12 protein-coding genes and 1 tRNA gene are annotated in these 19,365 nt (G+C 70.7%); 11 read left to right on the forward strand and 2 right to left on the reverse strand.

Going from position 1 to position 19,365, the window contains the following annotated elements:
* Window positions 1-317: 317 nt before the first annotated feature.
* From ACHBTE_RS26275 to ACHBTE_RS26320, 10 genes are all read left to right on the forward strand, one after another.
* Entirely contained in the window at window positions 318-2,723 is a 2,406-nt protein-coding gene (locus ACHBTE_RS26275; protein ID WP_394726565.1) for a sodium-translocating pyrophosphatase, read from the forward strand.
* A 195-nt stretch (window positions 2,724-2,918) separates the two neighbouring features.
* A complete protein-coding gene (locus tag ACHBTE_RS26280; RefSeq protein WP_394726566.1) occupies window positions 2,919-3,527 on the forward strand; it encodes a small secreted protein in 609 nt (202 codons plus the stop codon).
* Between the two features lie 46 nt (window positions 3,528-3,573).
* Window positions 3,574-5,103 (forward strand): methyltransferase, encoded by a 1,530-nt coding sequence (locus tag ACHBTE_RS26285; protein ID WP_394726567.1) that lies wholly within the window; start codon window positions 3,574-3,576, stop codon window positions 5,101-5,103.
* A gap of 485 nt (window positions 5,104-5,588) precedes the next feature.
* Window positions 5,589-5,786 carry a hypothetical protein gene (locus ACHBTE_RS26290; protein ID WP_394726568.1) on the forward strand — a complete coding sequence of 66 codons (198 nt, stop codon included), beginning with the start codon at window positions 5,589-5,591 and terminating at the stop codon, window positions 5,784-5,786.
* A 432-nt stretch (window positions 5,787-6,218) separates the two neighbouring features.
* Window positions 6,219-9,068: a type I DNA topoisomerase gene (topA, locus tag ACHBTE_RS26295; RefSeq protein ID WP_394726569.1), complete on the forward strand. Its 2,850-nt coding sequence runs from the start codon at window positions 6,219-6,221 to the stop codon at window positions 9,066-9,068.
* 155 nt (window positions 9,069-9,223) lie between these two features.
* Entirely contained in the window at window positions 9,224-12,568 is a 3,345-nt protein-coding gene (gene tmk / locus ACHBTE_RS26300; protein ID WP_394726570.1) for a dTMP kinase, read from the forward strand.
* 466 nt (window positions 12,569-13,034) lie between these two features.
* Complete coding sequence (locus tag ACHBTE_RS26305) at window positions 13,035-14,240, forward strand: DNA polymerase III subunit delta' (RefSeq protein WP_394726571.1); 1,206 nt, start codon at window positions 13,035-13,037, stop codon at window positions 14,238-14,240.
* A 136-nt stretch (window positions 14,241-14,376) separates the two neighbouring features.
* On the forward strand, window positions 14,377-16,029 hold the full coding sequence (locus tag ACHBTE_RS26310; RefSeq protein ID WP_394726572.1) for an alpha/beta hydrolase: 1,653 nt from the start codon (window positions 14,377-14,379) through the stop codon (window positions 16,027-16,029).
* An 89-nt stretch (window positions 16,030-16,118) separates the two neighbouring features.
* Window positions 16,119-16,195, forward strand: a tRNA-Thr gene (locus ACHBTE_RS26315).
* Window positions 16,196-16,247: 52 nt separating this feature from the next.
* Window positions 16,248-16,700 (forward strand): hypothetical protein, encoded by a 453-nt coding sequence (locus ACHBTE_RS26320; RefSeq protein WP_394726573.1) that lies wholly within the window; start codon window positions 16,248-16,250, stop codon window positions 16,698-16,700.
* Here the strand turns inward: ACHBTE_RS26320 and ACHBTE_RS26325 are convergent.
* Window positions 16,669-16,935, reverse strand: coding sequence for a hypothetical protein (locus tag ACHBTE_RS26325; protein ID WP_394726574.1), 267 nt, complete (start codon window positions 16,933-16,935; stop codon window positions 16,669-16,671). The genes ACHBTE_RS26320 and ACHBTE_RS26325 overlap by 32 nt on opposite strands.
* Window positions 16,936-17,136: 201 nt before the next feature.
* Between ACHBTE_RS26325 and ACHBTE_RS26330 the strand changes: the two genes are divergently transcribed.
* A complete protein-coding gene (locus ACHBTE_RS26330) occupies window positions 17,137-17,979 on the forward strand; it encodes an RNA methyltransferase (RefSeq protein WP_394726581.1) in 843 nt (280 codons plus the stop codon).
* 275 nt (window positions 17,980-18,254) lie between these two features.
* On the opposite strand, the gene ACHBTE_RS26335 is transcribed toward ACHBTE_RS26330, so the two are convergent.
* On the reverse strand, window positions 18,255-19,064 hold the full coding sequence (locus ACHBTE_RS26335) for an rRNA methyltransferase (protein WP_394726575.1): 810 nt from the start codon (window positions 19,062-19,064) through the stop codon (window positions 18,255-18,257).
* Between the last annotated feature and the right edge of the window lie 301 nt (window positions 19,065-19,365).

The following is a 19,365-nucleotide window of genomic DNA, read 5'->3' on the forward strand; positions in this document are numbered from 1 at the left end:
CCTGACGTACCGCATCCCGAACTCGACGTACTGCATCCCGAAGGGGCCCTGTTCACCAGGGCCCCTTCGTGTTTGTCCCGTCGGCGTACGAGAATTCGTGAAAGAATTCACGATCAGCAGCCGATAATTTGATCAAGCGCATTTCGGGCGTCAATGGTTTTAGGGCGTTAGCACTTTCGGGTTCAGTGGCCTGATGTCGATCATTTGCTGAACGGCATGTGAAGGCCAATTCCGTTTACCGCCATCTGTTTTGATCAGGTTCCGGTACCTAGAATCCGTCCACATCTTGAGCTCAGCCCAAGCGTCAAGGAGGACGAATGGCGGGGCTTTCTACCCCTCATCAGCTTGACCACCCCACAACCCTCGCAGCCGCGGTACTGACGGACGACAACCGGATCATCATCACGATCATCGGGGTCGTCGCGCTGGCCGCTCTCGTGGTCGCCGGCGTCCTGGTGCGCCAGGTGCTCGCGGCGGGCGAGGGCACCGACAGCATGAAGAAGATCGCGGCAGCGGTCCAGGAAGGCGCCAATGCCTATCTGGCCCGGCAGCTGCGCACGCTCGGCGTATTCGCCGTCGTCGTGTTCTTCCTGCTCATGCTGCTGCCCGCGGACGACTGGAATCAGCGCATCGGCCGATCGGTGTTCTTCTTGATCGGCGCCGCGTTCTCGGCGGCCACCGGCTATATCGGCATGTGGCTCGCCGTGCGCAGCAATGTGCGTGTCGCCGCGGCGGCACGGGAAGCGACCCCTGCGGAAGGTGAGCCGGAAAGAGATCTCACCGCTGTCTCGCACAAAGCCATGAAGATCGCTTTCCGCACGGGCGGCGTCGTCGGCATGTTCACGGTGGGGCTCGGTCTGCTGGGCGCCTCCTGTGTGGTGCTCGTCTACGCGGCCGACGCGCCGAAGGTGCTCGAAGGATTCGGTCTCGGTGCCGCGCTGATCGCGATGTTCATGCGTGTCGGCGGCGGCATCTTCACCAAGGCCGCCGACGTCGGCGCCGACCTGGTCGGCAAGGTCGAACAGGGCATTCCGGAGGACGATCCGCGCAATGCCGCGACCATCGCGGACAACGTGGGCGACAACGTCGGCGACTGTGCGGGAATGGCGGCCGACCTCTTCGAGTCGTACGCCGTGACCCTCGTCGCTGCGCTGATCCTCGGATCGGCTGCCTTCGGCGACCTGGGGCTCGCCTTCCCGCTGATCGTGCCCGCGATCGGCGTGATCACCGCGATGATCGGCATCTTCGCCGTGGCCCCGCGCCGCAGCGACCGCAGCGGCATGACCGCGATCAACCGCGGGTTCTTCATCTCCGCGGTGATCTCGATCGTGCTGGTCGCGATCGCCGTGTTCGCCTACCTGCCGTCGTCGTACGCCGATCTCGACGGTGTCACCGACGCGGCGATCGCGGCCAAGGAAGGCGACCCGCGGATCCTCGCGCTCGTCGCCGTGGGCATCGGCATCCTGCTCGCCGCCGTCATCCAGCAGCTCACCGGCTACTTCACCGAGACCAACCGGCGCCCCGTCAGGGACATCGGCAAGACCTCGCTGACCGGCCCCGCGACCGTCGTCCTCGCCGGCATCTCCGTCGGCCTGGAGTCGGCCGTCTACACCGCCCTGCTGATCGGTCTCGGCGTCTACGGCGCCTTCCTGCTCGGCGGCACGTCGATCATGCTGGCGCTGTTCGCGGTGGCGCTGGCCGGCACCGGCCTGCTCACCACGGTCGGCGTGATCGTCGCCATGGACACCTTCGGGCCGGTCTCCGACAACGCGCAGGGCATCGCCGAGATGTCCGGCGACGTCGAGGGCGCCGGCGCCCAGGTGCTCACCAACCTGGACGCGGTCGGCAACACCACCAAGGCCATCACCAAGGGCATCGCCATCGCCACCGCCGTGCTCGCGGCGGCGGCGCTCTTCGGGTCGTACCGCGACGCCATCACCACCGGCGCGCGGGACGTGGGCGAGAAGCTCAGCGGTGAAGGCGCGCCGATGAGCCTGATGATGGACATCTCGCAGCCCAACAACCTCGTCGGCCTGATCGCGGGCGCGGCGGTCGTCTTCCTCTTCTCCGGACTCGCCATCAACGCCGTGTCGCGGTCGGCGGGTTCCGTGGTGTACGAGGTGCGGCGCCAGTTCCGCGAGAAGCCCGGGATCATGGACTACAGCGAGACGCCGGAGTACGGCAAGGTCGTCGACATCTGCACCAAGGACGCGCTCCGGGAGCTCGCGACGCCCGGTCTGCTCGCCGTGATGGCGCCCATCTGCATCGGGTTCACGCTCGGGGTCGGTGCCCTCGGCGCGTTCCTCGCGGGCGCGATCGGCGCCGGCACGCTGATGGCGGTGTTCCTCGCCAACTCCGGCGGCGCCTGGGACAACGCCAAGAAGCTCGTCGAGGACGGTCACCACGGCGGCAAGGGCAGCGAGGCCCACTCTGCCACGGTGATCGGCGACACGGTCGGTGACCCCTTCAAGGACACCGCCGGTCCCGCGATCAACCCGCTGCTGAAGGTCATGAACCTGGTGGCGCTGCTCATCGCGCCCGCGGTCATCCAGTTCAGCTACGGCGAGGACAAGAACGTCGGCGTCCGGGTCACGATCGCCGTACTGTCCCTCCTCGTGATCGTCGGTTCGGTCTACGTCTCCAAGCGCCGTGGCATCGCCATGGGTGACGAAGGCAACGCCGACAGGGTCGCCAAGCCGGTCGATCCCGCGGTGGTGTCATAGGCGGTCCTACGACGGCCCAGTTCAACAGGCGGGCGGGCGGCGCGCATCGACGTGCCGCCCGCCCGCCTCGTGCGTTTTCACGCCCCTGCCGTGACGCTTCTCTCGCATGGTGTAAAAGTCGGAAAAGCCTACAGAGGTGACGTTCGGCGTACGGCCGTCCCCCGCCTGCCGTGTAGGGTCCGGTGGCCGAGAGCCATGGAAGGGACCAAACCGGTGAACAAGAAGCTCACGGCCGCACTGTCCGGCGGTGCGGTGCTGGCACTGGCACTGACGGGATGCTCGAGCGACGAGGGCAACCCGGAGCTGGACGCCTGGGCCAAGAAGGTCTGCGACACGGCGCCCGCGCAGAACGCGAAGATCGCCGCCGCCGACGCCGCGATCACGAAGGCGGCCAAGGACAGCCCGCCCAAGGAGCTCCAGAAGGTCGACGCCAAGGCATTCCAGGACCTCTCCGACGGCTTCAAGGCGCGTGCCACCCTGCTGCAGCAGGTCGGGCCGCCCCCGGGTGACGAGAACGGCGCGAAGAAGCAGAAGGACGCCATCGCGAAGCTCACCGCCGTCTCCGTCAGCTACGCCGAGCTGAAGAAGCAGACGGACGAGCTGAACACCAAGGACCAGGGGAAGTTCGCCGCCGGGCTGCGCAAGGTCGGCGACGAGATGAAGGACATGGTGGGCCAGCGCAAGAGCGCGCTCGACGCGCTGAAGCAGCTGGAGTCGAGCGGCGACACCAAGAAGGCGCTGCTCGGACAGGAGGGCTGCAAGCAGGCGGTCGCCTCCGACTCCGCGCCGGCCACCGACAGCTGAGCCGTCACACGGGCGGGCGGGGTCCGACGCGGGTCACAATGAGGGCGTGAGTGACTCCCGCCTGTCCGCCCTGCCCGCCTCCGACCGCCCCGAAGTAGCCGCCCGGCTGCGAGACGCCCTCCTCAGGGCCTCCTTCACCGCCGACGGGCTGCTCGAACTGCTCGGCGCGCCCGCGTACGCGGCGCTCGCGCGCAGCGAGACCGTGCCCGCGCTCCGGGCGACCCGCTCGGACACACCGCTGGAAGCGCTCGTACGGCTGTTCCTGTTGCAGCAGCCCGTGCCCCACGCGCGCGTGGCGGACGTTCTCCCCGTCGACGCCTGCCTGGAGAGCGGTTGGCTGATTCGCGTCGGTGAGGGCACCGGCGACGACATCGCCGCCACCGTGGACGTACGGCCGTACGGCGGGCCCGCCGGCGAGGACTGGTTCATCGTGTCCGACCTGGGGTGCGCGGTCGGCGGGGCGGGCGGCATCGGCAACAAGGACGAGGCAGTCGTCCTGGGCGTCGGCGGTGCCTCGACGACCCTCGCCGGCATCACGGTCCGTACGCCCGTCGCGTCCGCCCTCGACCTCGGCACCGGGTCCGGCATCCAGGCGCTGCACGCCGCGCAGCACGCCACGCGCGTGACGGCGACCGACCTCAACCCGCGCGCGCTGCACATCACCGCGCTGACGCTCGCGCTGTCCGGCGCCCCGGCCGCGGATCTGCGGGCGGGCTCGCTGTTCGAGCCGCTCAAGAACGGCGAGACGTACGACCTGATCGTCTCGAACCCGCCCTTCGTGATCTCGCCGGGCGCGCGGCTCACCTACCGGGACGGCGGGATGGGCGGGGACGATCTGTGCCGCTCGATCGTTCAAGGGGCGGGGGAGCGGCTGAGCGAGGGCGGGTTCGCGCAGTTCCTCGCCAACTGGCAGCACGTGGAAGGGGAGGACTGGCAGGACCGGCTGCGGTCCTGGGTGCCGCGCGGGTGCGACGCCTGGATCGTGCAGCGCGAGGTCCAGGACGTCACGCAGTACGCCGAGCTGTGGCTCAGGGACGCCGGTGACCACCGGGGCGACGCGGCCGAGTACCAGGCGCGGTACGACGCGTGGCTGGACGAGTTCGAGGCGCGCAAGGTGAAGGCCGTGGGATTCGGGTGGATCACCCTGCGGAAGACCTCGGCCGCCGTGCCCTCGATCACGGCGGAGGAATGGCCGCATCCGGTGGAGCAGCCGCTCGGCGACACGGTCCGGGCGCACTTCGGCCGGCTCGACTATCTGCGTGCCCATGACGACGCGGCGCTGCTGGAGGACCACTTCAGGCTCGTCGCCGAGGTCGTGCAGGAGCAGGTCGGGCTGCCCGGCGCCGAGGACCCGGAGCACGTGGTGCTGCGACAGCACCGCGGTATGCGCCGGGCCACCCAGGTGGACACGGTCGGCGCGGGCTTCGCGGGCGTGTGCGACGGTTCGCTGAGCGCCGGGCGCATCCTGGACGCGATCGCCCAACTGATGGGCGAGGACCCGGTGCTGCTGCGCGACCGTACGCCCGCGCAGATCCGGATGCTGGTGGAACAGGGGTTCCTGGAACCGGCACGGTGACCTCGGGGGCGCTTGCGTTTGCGGTGAGCGTGTTTTGCCATGCCCCGCGGACAAGGGCTCCAGTAGGCGTTCGGCAGGCGTTCCGAAGACGTTCGTAGGGGTTCCGGGAGGGGGTTTCGGGTGGGGGTTTCGGCCACGCTCCCGAGCAGTGCGGCCAACGAATTTCGAGTCGATCTCCGCGCGTTCCGGTCTTCGCCTGGGTTCTGTTCTCGGCCTTCGCGTGGGTTCTGTCGCCGATGAGTGGCTTCTGTTGCTCGTGATGCTCGTGAAGCCTGTGAGATCGATGGCGCAAACGCGTTCGGTGGGGCCAGATAGGGCAACGGGCCCTGTGGGGTTGCTGTGAGGACCGACACGCGCGCCGCCTGCGCGGTCCACAGCTGCGTCGCCCCTCCCGGTTCACCTGAGGTTCGCCTGCCCGCCGCACGCGCGTGTCAGCCTCGCCGGGCCGAGCACGCGCGGACCGGAGAAAAGGGGCGAGCGGCACCATGGAGAGGGGACCGGCGATCTTCGCTGGGCTGGTTTTCGCCCTGTTCGGAGCCGCCCTGCTGATGTGGACGGTGGTCCGGGTGCGCCAGCACAGACCGGTCGCCGAAGGTGTGAGCCCCGTCGCATCGGCGACGCTCGCCGGCGTTGTCTCGGCCATCGCGCTGATCTTCGGAACATGGTGCTTCACCCGCCTCTGAGAACGCCCCGCGAGCTGGGCCGCCGGTAATTGGGAGGGCCTCTTCCGGAAAGGCTCGAATAGGACGGTGGGCACTCCGGGCGGCAGGAATGGCGGAAGTCGGGTTACCGTTCGAGTGGCCGTTGCGGGCTTTTCCCGTTTGACAACGGGGCGGGATGTACCGTCACACTCCGCAGCGTCACCACCACCCGACCCCGGGCCCAAGCGACCCCGGGGAGGTGCAGGCACGACCCCGCGCCGCCCGGCACGCACTCTCGCCGCACCGGCCGAAGGCCTGGTAGCTCCGCTACGAGAACCTTCGACCCGCACAGCGAGAGCACGCACCGGCTGTGAAGACAGCCGCCGCCGAGGCGGGCACGGGACCGCACCTGCACCTCCCCGGAGCCGCTTGACCCTGGGAGGGCCCCAGCGTCGACCGGAGAGAAGAGCGAAGTTGTCCCCGACCAGCGAGACCGCACAGGGCGGCCGCCGACTCGTCATCGTCGAGTCGCCTGCCAAGGCGAAGACGATCAAGGGCTACCTGGGCCCCGGCTACGTAGTCGAAGCGAGCGTCGGGCACATCCGCGACCTTCCCAACGGCGCCGCGGAGGTGCCGGAGAAGTACACCGGTGAGGTGCGCCGCCTCGGCGTGGACGTCGAGCACGACTTCGAGCCGATCTATGTCGTCAACGCCGACAAGAAGGCCCAGGTCAAGAAGCTCAAGGACCTGCTGAAGGAGTCCGACGAGCTCTACCTCGCCACCGATGAGGACCGCGAGGGCGAGGCCATCGCGTGGCACCTTCAGGAAGTGCTCAAGCCCAAGGTCCCGGTCAAGCGGATGGTCTTCCACGAGATCACCAAGGCCGCGATCCAGGCCGCCGTGGCCAACCCGCGCCAGCTCAACCAGAAGCTCGTCGACGCCCAGGAGACCCGCCGCATCCTCGACCGCCTCTACGGCTACGAGGTCTCGCCGGTCCTGTGGAAGAAGGTCATGCCGCGCCTGTCGGCCGGCCGTGTCCAGTCGGTCGCCACCCGCCTCGTCGTCGAGCGGGAACGCGAGCGCATCGCGTTTCGTTCAGCTGAGTACTGGGACCTGACGGGCACCTTCGCGACCGGCCGCGCGGGAGACTCGTCGGACCCGTCGTCGCTGGTCGCCCGTCTCCAGACCGTCGACGGCAGGCGGGTCGCGCAGGGCCGCGACTTCGATTCCCTGGGACAACTCAAGAGCGCGAACACCCTCCACCTCGACGAGGCCAACGCCCGCGCGCTGGCCGCGGCCCTGGAGCAGACGCAGTTCGCTGTCCGCTCCGTCGAGTCCAAGCCGTACCGCCGCTCGCCGTACGCCCCGTTCCGTACGACGACGCTCCAGCAGGAGGCGAGCCGCAAGCTCGGCTTCGGCGCGAAGGCCACGATGCAGATCGCGCAGAAGCTGTACGAGAACGGCTACATCACGTACATGCGTACGGACTCCACGACGCTGAGCGACACCGCCGTGTCCGCCGCCCGCGCCCAGGTCACGCAGCTGTACGGCGCCGACTACCTGCCCTCCGCGCCGCGGACGTACGCCGGGAAGGTCAAGAACGCGCAGGAGGCGCACGAGGCGATCCGCCCCTCCGGCGACCGCTTCCGCACTCCGGCCGAGACCGGGCTGACCGGCGACCAGTTCAAGCTCTACGAGCTGATCTGGAAGCGGACCGTCGCCTCCCAGATGAAGGACGCGACCGGCAACTCGGTCACCGTCAAGATCGGTGGCACCGCCGCCGACGGCCGGGACGTCGAGTTCAGCGCCTCCGGCAAGACGATCACCTTCCACGGCTTCCTGAAGGCCTACGTCGAGGGCGCCGACGACCCGAACGCCGAGCTCGACGACCGCGAGCGCCGGCTGCCGCAGGTCGGCGAGGGCGACCGGCTCACCGCCGAGGAGATCACGGTCGACGGGCACGCCACCAAGCCCCCGGCCCGCTACACCGAGGCCTCCCTGGTCAAGGAGCTGGAAGAGCGCGAGATCGGCCGCCCGTCGACGTACGCGTCGATCATCGGCACGATCCTCGACCGCGGCTATGTGTTCAAGAAGGGCACGGCGCTCGTCCCGTCCTTCCTGTCCTTCGCCGTGGTCAACCTCCTGGAGAAGCACTTCGGGCGGCTCGTCGACTACGACTTCACCGCCAAGATGGAGGACGACCTCGACCGCATCGCCCGCGGCGAGGCCCAGTCCGTGCCGTGGCTGAAGCGGTTCTACTTCGGCGAGGGCACCGGAATCGGCGGCGCCGCCGAGGCGGGCAACGGCGACGGGGACCACCTCGGTGGCCTCAAGGAGTTGGTGACCGACCTGGGCGCCATCGACGCGCGCGAGGTGTCCTCGTTCCCCGTGGGCAACGACATCGTGCTGCGCGTCGGCCGCTACGGCCCCTACATCGAGCGCGGCGAGAAGGACACCGAGCAGCACCAGCGCGCCGACATCCCGACCGACCTCGCGCCGGACGAGCTGTCCGTGGAGCTGGCCGAGGAGCTGCTGGCCAAGCCCAGCGGCGACTTCGAGCTGGGCACCGACCCGGCCACCGGCCACGCGATCGTCGCCAAGGACGGCCGCTACGGCCCGTACGTCACCGAGGTGCTCCCCGAGGGCACCCCGAAGACCGGCAAGAACGCGATCAAGCCGCGCACGGCCTCCCTCTTCAAGTCCATGTCGCTGGACACGGTGACGCTGGACGACGCGCTCAAGCTGATGTCGCTGCCCCGTGTCGTCGGCGCCGACGCCGAGGGCCAGGAGATCACCGCCCAGAACGGCCGCTACGGGCCGTACCTGAAGAAGGGCACGGACTCCCGTTCGCTCCAGACCGAGGAGCAGCTCTTCACGATCACGCTCGAAGAGGCGCTGGCGATCTACGCCCAGCCCAAGCAGCGCGGCCGGGCCGCCGCCAAGCCGCCGCTGAAGGAACTCGGCACCGACCCGGTGAGCGAGAAGCCGGTCGTCGTGAAGGACGGTCGTTTCGGGCCGTACGTCACCGACGGGGAGACCAACGCGACCCTGCGCTCCGGCGACAGCGTGGAGACGATCACCCCGGAGCGTGGCTTCGAGCTGCTCGCCGAGAAGCGGGCGAAGGGGCCCGCCAAGAAGACGGCGAAGAAGACCACCGCGAAGAAGGCGACCGCCAAGAAGGCCGCCCCGGCCAAGAAGACGGCTGCCAAGAAGACCGCTGCGAAGAAGACGACCGCGGCCTCCAAGAAGACGACGGCGAAGAAGACCACCGCGAAGACCGCCACGAAGAAGGCGACTGCTTCCAAGTCGGCGACGGAGGACTGAGCCGCCCAAACAGGGCCACCTCAGGGGCCCGTTGGCGGTCCGGTTCTTCACTTCTGGTTCGCAAAACGAACGCCCCGGCATCAGTTTGGTGTCGGGGTGGGCGTACGTTCGGGCGGGCGCGCCGGGCTGTCAGTGCGTCCCGATAGGCTGAAAGCATGACGCGAGCCGAGCAGCCAACGGCCCCCAACGCCAGCCCCGACGACGCCCTCGCGGCGGACTCCCGTGAGCGCGCCGTCCGGGCGCTGCTGCGCCGACCGCAGCTCAAGCGGTTGTGGAGCGCGCAGTTGGTGGGCGGTGTCGGCGACATGCTCGCCCTCCTGGTGCTCGTCCTGCTGGCCCTTCAGACGGCGATCGCCGAAGGCGCGTTCGGCGGCGGGTACCGGGGCGTGGCGTTCGCAGTGGCGACCGTCTTCGGTGTGCGCATCCTCGCCACGCTCCTCTTCGGCGCCGTACTCCTCGGCCCCCTGACCTCGCTCACCTCCCAGGACGGCCCGCTCGACCGGCGCTGGACGATGGTCGGCGCGGACGGTCTGCGGGCCGCCCTGCTGATCGTGGCGCCCCTGTGGATCGACTGGACGCCGGACAACGCGCTCGCCGTCCTCCTGGTCACCGTCTTCGTGACCGGAGTCGCCGAGCGGTTCTGGACGGTGTGCCGGGAGAGCGCGGCGCCCGCGCTGCTGCCGCCCCCGCCGCCGGAGGGTGCGACGGTACGCCCGCTGCCGGACCACATGGACGCCCTGCGCCGCCTGTCGCTGCGTACGGGCTTCGTGGCGGTCCCCCTGGCCGCCGCCGCCCTCGTCGTCGCGGCGCTGCTCAACAACCTGCTCGGCGCCGGAGTCGACTGGTTCGACCAGCACCAGGCGGCCCTCGGGTCGTATGTCGCGGCCGGTCTGTTCGCCGCGTCCCTGTCCGTGCTGACCTTCCTGGAGCTGCCCGACACCCGCACCCCGCGCGCGCGGTCGCCGCTCGAGGGCCTGCGCCGCCCCAAGACCGGCACAGGCGTCGACAAGGGCCGTACCGGCGCGATCCCGCTGCTGGTGACGGCGTGTGCGGCCGTCGCCGGAGCGGTGTCCGCCGCGGTCGCCGTGAGCGTCCTGCACGCGAAGGACCTGGGCGGCGGGCCGGTGCTGTACGGCCTGCTGGTGCTCGCGCTGACCGGCGGCGTGGTCGTCGGCATCCGTACGGCGCCTTCCGTGCTGCCCGCCCTGTCGCGGCGCCGGCTGCTGGCGCTGGCGATCGCCTTCACCGGCGTCGCGCTGCTGGCCGCGGGACTCGTCCCCGACGTCACCACCGTGCTGCTGATCGTCGCGCTGGCCGGGATCGGCGCGGGTATCGCCGCGAACACCGGGCACACCCTGCTCGACCAGGAGGCCGAGGAATTCCGGCGGCCCCGGACGACGGAACACCTGCACGCGGTCGCACGGGTCTGTGTCGCCCTCGGCGCCGTGATCGCGCCGCTGGTGGCCGCGCTCATCGGGCCGCACCGCCTGGAGAGCGGCAGGTTCACCTTCGCGCACGGCGGCGCGGCGTTCACGCTGATGCTGGTCGGCGCGCTGCTGCTGCCGGTGGCCGTGCTGGTGCTCGCCAAGGTCGACGACCGCTCCGGCGTGCCGCTGCGCAAGGACCTGCGGGACGCGCTGCTCGGCGGCGACGACCCGGAGCAGGTACCGGCGGCATCCGGTTTCTTCGTCGCCCTGGAGGGCGGCGACGGCGCCGGGAAGTCCACCCAGGCCGAGGCGCTCGCCGAGTGGATCCGAGCCAAGGGGCATGAGGTCGTCGTCACGCGCGAGCCGGGGGCCACGCCGGTCGGCAAGCGGCTGCGGTCCATCCTGCTGGACGTGTCGAGCGCAGGGCTGTCGCACCGTGCGGAGGCGCTGCTGTACGCGGCGGACCGCGCGGAGCACGTCGACACCGTGGTCCGGCCCGCGCTGGAGCGGGGCGCCGTCGTGATCTCGGACCGCTACGTCGACTCCTCGGTCGCCTACCAGGGCGCCGGACGCGATCTGTCGCCGACCGAGATCGCCCGCATCAACCGCTGGGCCACCCATGGCCTCGCGCCGCATCTGACGGTCCTGCTGGACGTCGCGCCGGAGGTCGCCCGCGAGCGGTTCACCGAGGCGCCGGACCGGCTGGAGTCGGAGCCGGCCGAGTTCCACGCGCGCGTGCGGTCCGGGTTCCTGACGCTGGCCGCGGCCGACCCCGGGCGGTACCTGGTGGTGGACGCCGGTCAGGAGGCGGAAGCCGTGACGACGGTCATCCGGCACCGGCTCGACCAGATGCTGCCGCTGTCCGAGGCCGAGATCCAGGCCCAGGAGGAAGCTCGCCGCAAGGCCGAGGAGGAGGCCCGCCGCAAGGCCGAGGAAGAGGCCGCCCGCAAGGCCGAGGAGGAGCGCCTGGAGCGCGAGCGCCAGGAGCAGCTGGCCCGGCTGCGCGCCGAGGAGGAGGAGCGCAAGCGGCGCGAGCTGGAGGAGGCGCAGCGGCGCGAGGCCGAACGGCAGGTGGAGGAGGCCCGGCAGCGGGCCGAAGAAGCTCGCCGCAAGGCCGAGGAGGAGCGTCAGCGGCTCCTCGCGGAGGAGAAGGCGCGCGCCGAGGAGGAGGCCCGCCGCAAGGCCGAGGAGGAGCGGCGCCGCAAGCAGGCCGAGGACGAGGCCCGCATTCGCGCCGAGGCCGATGCCCGCCGTCTGGAGAAGCAGCGCAAGGCCGAGGAGGCTCTGCTGCGCGCGGAGGAGGCCCGTCGGCAGGCCGAGCAGGCGGCCGCTCAGGCCCAGGCCGGACCGAAGCCGGCGGGTCCGGGCACCGGGGTCGTTCAGGGCGACGCGGCGACCGTGCCCACGCCGGTGGTGACGCCGGGGAGGACGACGGGGGCCCCGGGCGGAGCGTCCGACGACACGACTGTGCTGCGGCCGGTGCGGGACGACCGGCGCGGAGGGCAGCGGAAGCGGAATGAGAAGCAGGACGAGCAGCGGGGCGGAGCCGACGCCGAGTGCTCTTCGGGCGCGCGTGCCTCCGGGGAGTCCGAATCCGAGGTGACGACGCAGCTGCCGCAGCCGCCAACGCCTTCGGGGGCGGCTGATGAGACGGCGGTGCTGCCGCCGGTCGTTCCGGGGGCGGCTGATGAGACGGCGGTGCTGCCGCCGGTCGTGCCCGGTGCGGCTGATGAGACGGCTGTGCTGCCTCCCGTCGTTCCGGGTGCCGCGGATGAGACGGCGGTGCTGCCTCCCGTGCGGGGACAGGGTTCCGCGGACCGGGTTCCGCCGGACTACTTCCGCGACGAGCGGGGCGACGCCGGGGCGGGACGGCCGGACGGGACCGAGGACCGCACGCGGGAGATGCCACAGGTCGACGAGACGGGGACCCCGCGGCGCCGGGCTCGCTCCGACTGGGCCGAGGAGACACCGCTGGACGACCTGCCGACGCTGGCGGACGAGCTGCTCGGCCCGCGTGAGGACGAACACGACGAGGACGAGGACGGGGGCCGGGGCCGGGGCCGACGGCGCTGAGGCTGGGGGCAAGTGGCGCTGGTGGCAAAGGCGGCTGGCGGGGCTGGGGCTCGGTGGGCTCGGGGGCGTGCTCGGCTGGGGTGACTCGGCTGCGGTGATTCACCTGAGGGGCCTCTCCACCTGGTCCGTTTCGGTGAGGTGCCTCGGCGCGTGAGGTGAGGGGTGGCCGCGCGGGTCGGTCGGTTTCTGCGCGCGGCCACGAGACGTGACCGGATTCCACCGGACGGGCGCGGGGCGCTGCGCACGACCAGCTCGTCGGCCCGCGGTGGCCCGAGCCGCAGGCTCCGCTCCCGGCTCCTGACCCGCAAGCTTTGCTCCCGGCGAGGCCGCCCGCCCCTCGTTGTCAGTGCCGCCCCTCACAATGGAACCCGCGGCGCGGCATGTGACGGCGACGTGGGATGTGCCGATGACGTGCAATGCGAAATGTGACCGCGGCGCGGGATGTGATGAAAGGGCGGCGTGACCCATGAGCGTGTGGGACGACCTGGTGGGCCAGGAGCGGGTGAGTGAGCAGCTGGGCGCTGCCGCTCGGGACGCCGACGCCCTGGTGACCGCCGCCGCTGCCGACGCGCCGCCCCCCGAGGCATCCAAGATGACGCACGCCTGGCTGTTCACCGGACCGCCCGGTGCGGGCCGGAACCAGGCGGCGCGGGCCTTCGCCGCCGCGTTGCAGTGCGTCAGCCCCGACCGGGCCCTCGGCGGAGCCCCCGGCTGTGGTTTCTGCGACGGGTGCCATACGGCGCTCGTCGGCACGCACGCCGACGTCACCACCGTGGCCGCCGTCGGCACCCAGATCCTCGCCGACGACATGCGGGACACCGTTCGCAAATCGTTCACCTCACCGGCGAACGGCCGCTGGCAGATCATCCTCGTCGAGGACGCCGAGCGGCTCAACGAGAAGTCGGCCAACGCCGTCCTGAAAGCCGTGGAGGAGCCGGCGCCCCGCACGGTCTGGCTGCTCTGCGCCCCCTCCATCGAGGACGTCCTGCCCACGATCCGCTCCCGCTGCCGCCACCTGAACCTGAGCACGCCCACCGTCGACGCCGTCGCCGACATGCTCGTCCGGCGGGAAGGTGTCGAGCCCGACGTCGCCGCGGCGGCGGCCCGCGCCACGCAGGGGCACGTCGACCGGGCCCGCCGCCTGGCCACGGACCCGGCAGCCCGGGAGCGCCGGGCCGCCGTCCTGAAGCTGCCCCTGCGGCTGGGCGAGGTCGGCGCCTGCCTCAAGGCCGCTCAGGAGCTCGTCGATGCCGCCGCCGAGGACGCCAGGCAGCTCGCCGAGGAGATGGACGGCAAGGAGACCGAGGAGCTGAAGGCGGCGCTGGGCGCGGCCCAGGGCGGTCGGATGCCGCGCGGCACGGCGGGGGTGATGAAGGAACTGGAGGACCGGCAGAAGCGGCGCCGCACGAGGACTCAGCGCGACAGCCTCGACCTCGCGCTGACCGACCTGACCGCGTTCTACCGCGACGTCCTCGCCCTCCAGCTCGGCTCCCGCGTCGCCCTCGCCAACACCGACGCCGAGGACGCCCTCGAGCGCCTCGCCCGCGACGGCGTCCCGGAGGCCACCCTCCGTCGCATCGAGGCGATCGCCGCCTGCCGAGACGCCCTCGACCGCAACGTGGCGCCGCTGCTGGCCGTGGAGGCGATGACCATGGCGCTCAGAGCGGGCTAGCGGGCCGGCGAGACGCCCGGCCCCTCGCCCACCACACGTGCCGTAGCTGATCAATCGGAGGTTGACGAGGTAACACGTACGAGCCATGCCGTGCACGCAGAGCGTCTGGCTGGCTGCACAGAGTTACGCTCGCTGAATGCAGACCAGGCGCAGCTCCCCTCTCAGCCCCGACCCGAGCCCTCGCGGGAGGGGCGCCCGCCCCCGGCGCGTGACTTCCCGCCGAGCCGGCAAGGTCGGCGCTCTCCTCGCCGTGGCCGCGCTGCTCGTCTCCGCCTGTTCCTCCGGCGAGCCGACGAAGGCGATGAAGGCTCCGCAGGCGAGGAAGCCGGCCGCCGGGGCGGCACTGGCGGCGCTGCCACGTTCGACGCCGGCCGCGCTCGCGCCCTACTACGAGCAGAAGCTGAAATGGCGGAGCTGCGGAGCGCCCGGCTTCCAGTGCGCCACCATGCGGGCGCCCCTGGACTACGCGAAGCCGGACGCTGGAAGCATCCGCCTCGCCGTGGCCCGCAAGAAGGCGACGGGGCATGGCAAGAGCCTCGGTTCACTGCTCGTGAACCCCGGCGGTCCCGGCGGCTCGGCGATCGGCTACCTCCAGCAGTACGCGGGGATCGGCTATCCAGCTGAAGTGCGCGCCCGCTACGACATGGTGGCCGTCGACCCGCGCGGAGTCGCCCGCAGCGAGCCCGTCGAATGCCTCGACGGACGCGAGATGGACAGATACACGCAGACGGACTTCACGCCCGACGACGAGCGGGAGACAGGCCGGCTCGTCGCCGCGTACAAGAGGTTCGCCGAGGGCTGCGGCGCGGACGCGCCCCGACTGCTGCGGCACGTCTCCACCGCCGAGACGGCCCGCGACATGGACATCGCGCGGGCGGCGCTGGGGGACGAGCGGCTGACGTACGTCGGAGCGTCGTACGGCACCTTCCTCGGGGCGACCTACGCCGGGCTGTTCCCGGACCGGGTGGGCCGGCTGGTCCTGGACGGCGCGATGGACCCCTCGCTGCCCGCCCGCAGGATGAACCTCGACCAGACGGCCGGCTTCGAGACGGCGTTCCGGGCGTTCGCGCGGGACTGCGTGCGACAGCCGGACTGCCCACTTGGCAGGAAGGCCGAGGAGGTCGGCAAGAACCTGAAGGCCTTCTTCCGGAAGCTCGACGCGCGACCCGTCCCGACCGGCGACGCGGACGGCCGTGAACTCGGAGAGTCACTCGCCACCACGGGCGTGATCGCGGCGATGTACGACGAGGGCGCCTGGGCGCAGCTGCGCGACGCCCTGTCCGCGGCGATGCGGGAGAACGACGGCGCTGGCCTGCTCGTCCTCTCCGACAGCTACTACGAGCGTGACGCCGACGGCAGCTACACGAACCTGATGTTCGCCAACGCGGCCGTGAACTGCGTCGACCTCCCGCCCGCCTTCGCCACCCCCGACGACGTCCGCGAGGCCCTCCCGGCGTTCGAGAAGGCATCCCCCGTCTTCGGCGAGGGCCTGGCCTGGGCCACCCTGAACTGCGCGTACTGGCCGGTGGCCCCGACCGGCGAGCCGCGCCGCATCGTCGCGAAGGGCGCGTCCCCGATCGTCGTGGTCGGCACCACCCGCGACCCGGCGACCCCGTACCGCTGGGCCCGCGCCCTGACCCGCCAGCTCTCCTCGGCCCACCTCCTCACCTACGAGGGCGACGGCCACACGGCGTACGGGCGGGGCAGCAGGTGCGTCGACGACACGATCAACGCCTACCTCCTCCGAGGCACCCCGCCGACGGCCGGAAAGCGCTGCTCAGCGCGCTGATCGCGGCCGGGTAAGGGGCTGGTTCGGAGCACCTGAGAAACTGTGTAGACTTACCGACGTTGCCGATCGCACCATAGTGCGGACGGCGCGCCGCCTTAGCTCAGATGGCCAGAGCAACGCACTCGTAATGCGTAGGTCTCGGGTTCGAATCCCGAAGGCGGCTCCACCAAACCCCAGGTCGCATAGTCACTGACCTGGGGTTTTCTGTTGCTCGGGGCATGGAGCAACCGCGCCTGCCGACCACGGAGTCCGCTGTCGTCGCCATCCGTGACCTCGCCGTGGAGTTCGGGCTGACCATGTCGGTCACCGACGACATCGGCGCGGACCAGACCTCGCGGCGCAGCTCGGCCGAGCTCTTCACCGTGTTCGACCCCGACGGCTCGCTGCCGCACGAGGCGTTCGTGGAGTTGGCGGGGTCGCCGGTGGTGAGTGTGCGGCTCTTCTCCGAGGACGACGCGAGGATCACCGTCGACGGCGTGGAGTTCCACGACGTGCCGCGGGACTCCGTGCCGGGGTTCCTCAGGTCCGTCTACGGCGGGCTCGCCAGGACCAAGGGGCGGCTGTTCCCGCCCGGGCAGTGGCTGATCGTGCCGCTGCCGGGGGACGAGACGTACAAGGAGCTGATCGTGGACGTCAACCTCACACCGTGGCTGGCGCGTAGCGCGCGATGAGGTTCTCCAGGTAGGCGTCCCCGAAACCGAAGTGCTCGGCTTCGGGGACGTAGGCCCGCATACGGAGGGTGCAGATGCGCAAGGACTCGGGCAGTACCTCGTGCGCGACGCGGTGCACCCGCCGGCCCAGGGCCGACTCGACCGCCGTGACGATCTCCTCCGCCGGATACGAGACTCCGGAGGCCACGTTGACCGTCCGGCCGTGAATCCCGAGGGTGAGCAAGCGGTCCAGCACCGTGCCGGCCTCGTAATGCGTAGGTCTCGGGTTCGAATCCCGAAGACGGCTCCCCTGGGAGCCAGTCAGACCTCGGCTGACCCGGATTTTTTGCCGTGGGCAGCGCTGTGGCCTACATCGGATGCAGCTGCCCAGGTATTTGTGCCGGAGCCTGAACCAGGAGATAGGCTGCCGAGAATGGCAGGATCACGTGGTGAGCGGATGCCGGCGGCTCGGCGGATCACCTCACGCAACGCTCGCTTCCAGCAGTGGCAGGCATTGCTCGGCAACCGCAACAAGCGCATCCGCGCGGGTGAGTTCCTGGTCCTGGGAGTCCGCCCGATCTCGCTCGCGGTGGAGCACGGCTGGCCCGTACGCACGCTCCTCTACGACGGACAGCGGGAGCTGTCGAAGTGGGCGCGGGAGCTCCTGCGTACGGTACGGACGGAGCAGATCGCGATGGCCCCGGACTTGCTGATGGAACTGGGTGAGAAGAGCGAGGCTCCGCCCGAGGTCATCGCCGTCGTGGAGATGCCCGCCGATGACTTCGGCCGGATCACGGTCCGGGAAGACTTCCTGGGCGTACTGTTCGACAGGCCGACCAGCCCGGGGAACATCGGCAGCATCATTCGCTCGGCGGATGCCCTGGGGGCCCATGGTCTGATCGTGGCGGGGCACGCCGCCGACGTCTACGACCCGAAATCCGTCCGATCGAGCACCGGTTCGCTGTTCTCCCTGCCCGCCGTCCGGGTGCCGTCACCGGGCGAGGTGATGGACTGGGTGGAGGCCCGCCGGGCCGGCGGAACACCGATCGTCCTGGTCGGTACGGACGAACATGGCGACTGCGACGTGTTCGACTTCGACTTCACTCAGCCGACACTGCTGCTGATCGGCAACGAGACGGCCGGGCTCAGCAACACCTGGCGCACGTTGTGCGACTACACGGTCAGCATCCCGATGACCGGCTCCGCGAGCTCGCTGAACGCGGCGAACGCCGCGACCGCGATCCTCTACGAAGCCGTTCGGCAACGGATCATCAGAGGAAGAAATTCAACAACTCCCTGAGCAACCACGGGTAGTTGTACCTGGCACGCGCCCGTTCCCGGATCCGCCCACGGTCTCCGCGTGCCGCTCGAAGTCGCCTGCCGGACGGCCCAGCGTTGCAGCGGGGTCCGAGCCCGGCGTCAGAGACTCGACGTCACCTCCGTACACCCGGGACATGAATTCCGCCTCCGTCGGCAGCGCCGGCAGCGAGCCCGACGCGAGGGTCTCGAGCATCCGGGCCGTGAGCAACCCCGTGCTTGACAAGGAACTGGGGAACCTTCGGCCCGGCCCGCTGCTCAGGAGCCGGCGTCCAGCACATCGGCTGCCCGGACCAGCACGGCCGACCGTGTCCCGATCTTCAGCCGCTCCAGGGCCCGTACCGGAGCAACCGGGATCCTACGGCTGCGGTCGGTGACGGCGATCACCGCATGCGCGGGCAGCACGGACGCGAGCGAACGCAGCATGCCCGCCACCGGCTGCCCGGGCACCGTCCCTTCCCAGTGCGTCCGCTCGCCGTACGGCAGATCGGTCAGTACGACATCGGGCGCGGACCCGGCGACGACGGCGGACAGCGACCGCGGATCGAAGACGTCCGCGACGCGCATGGTGAACGGCAGCGCCTCGCCATCCGCCGACAGGCGGTCCCGCAGACGGCGGGCGGCATGCGCGGCCTCCAGATAGGAAGGCTTCGCAAAACGCTCGCTCTGCCGGCGCCGCTCGAGCTCGCGTGCGGTCAGCCCTGCCGGCGAGAGCAGGGCGAGATTCTTGGCCGCGAGTTCCAGCGGGGCGGGATCCACATCGGAGGCGATCACTTGCCGCAGCGAGCGGCGGTGCAGCAAGCCCAGCACCGTCAGGAGGTAACCGCTGCCGCAACACGGGTCCCATAGCGTCACCGGACCGTCGCCCGGGAGTCTGGCCCGAGCCCTCAGGAAGATCTCCGTCGCCAGGCGAACGGGGAATGCGGGGAACCCCGGCGCGGAGTGGAGCACGACACCACAGGCGAAATCGGAACTGTCGATCCGCTCGACGGCGTGGCGGTACGAACTCACCCGTCCACTCTCCCCGGCAACTCGGAACCCTCTCCTTCGCAGCCCTGAGGTGATCACAGCGCCGCGGCCCGGTGCAGCTCGGTGCTGTCGCGGGACCTACAGGCTACCGGCGCGTCCGGGGCGATCGGTTGTCCCAGGTGAAGCCGGGTGGTCGGCCCAGTCTTCCCGGCCTCCCGCTGGTGACCGGCCCTGAGACGACCTGCTGGCAGCCGCCTTCCAACGGAAACTCGCGATTCGTCGGGGAGCCTCGGTAGCCGACGCCGCATATCCGAGCATGCGAGGCGCCGGGGGGGTGCCCCTATGGGTTTCGTCAAGCTGATGGGGCGGGCTGTGGGTCGTAGAAGGTGCCGTCGCGGAG

The sequence above is a fragment of the Streptomyces sp. M41 genome, from assembly GCF_043673425.1.
Lineage (GTDB): Bacteria > Actinomycetota > Actinomycetes > Streptomycetales > Streptomycetaceae > Streptomyces.

What these genes read in the sequence shown, in the direction of transcription:
- ACHBTE_RS26275 (WP_394726565.1), top strand. Translation starts at nt 318, where the DNA reads ATGGCGGGGCTTTCTACCCCTCATCAGCTTGACCACCCCACAACCCTC.
- ACHBTE_RS26280 (WP_394726566.1), top strand. Translation starts at nt 2,919, where the DNA reads ATGGAAGGGACCAAACCGGTGAACAAGAAGCTCACGGCCGCACTGTCC.
- ACHBTE_RS26290 (WP_394726568.1), top strand. Translation starts at nt 5,589, where the DNA reads ATGGAGAGGGGACCGGCGATCTTCGCTGGGCTGGTTTTCGCCCTGTTC.
- tmk (WP_394726570.1), top strand. Translation starts at nt 9,224, where the DNA reads ATGACGCGAGCCGAGCAGCCAACGGCCCCCAACGCCAGCCCCGACGAC.
- ACHBTE_RS26305 (WP_394726571.1), top strand. Translation starts at nt 13,035, where the DNA reads ATGAGCGTGTGGGACGACCTGGTGGGCCAGGAGCGGGTGAGTGAGCAG.
- ACHBTE_RS26310 (WP_394726572.1), top strand. Translation starts at nt 14,377, where the DNA reads ATGCAGACCAGGCGCAGCTCCCCTCTCAGCCCCGACCCGAGCCCTCGC.
- ACHBTE_RS26320 (WP_394726573.1), top strand. Translation starts at nt 16,248, where the DNA reads ATGGAGCAACCGCGCCTGCCGACCACGGAGTCCGCTGTCGTCGCCATC.
- ACHBTE_RS26330 (WP_394726581.1), top strand. Translation starts at nt 17,137, where the DNA reads ATGCCGGCGGCTCGGCGGATCACCTCACGCAACGCTCGCTTCCAGCAG.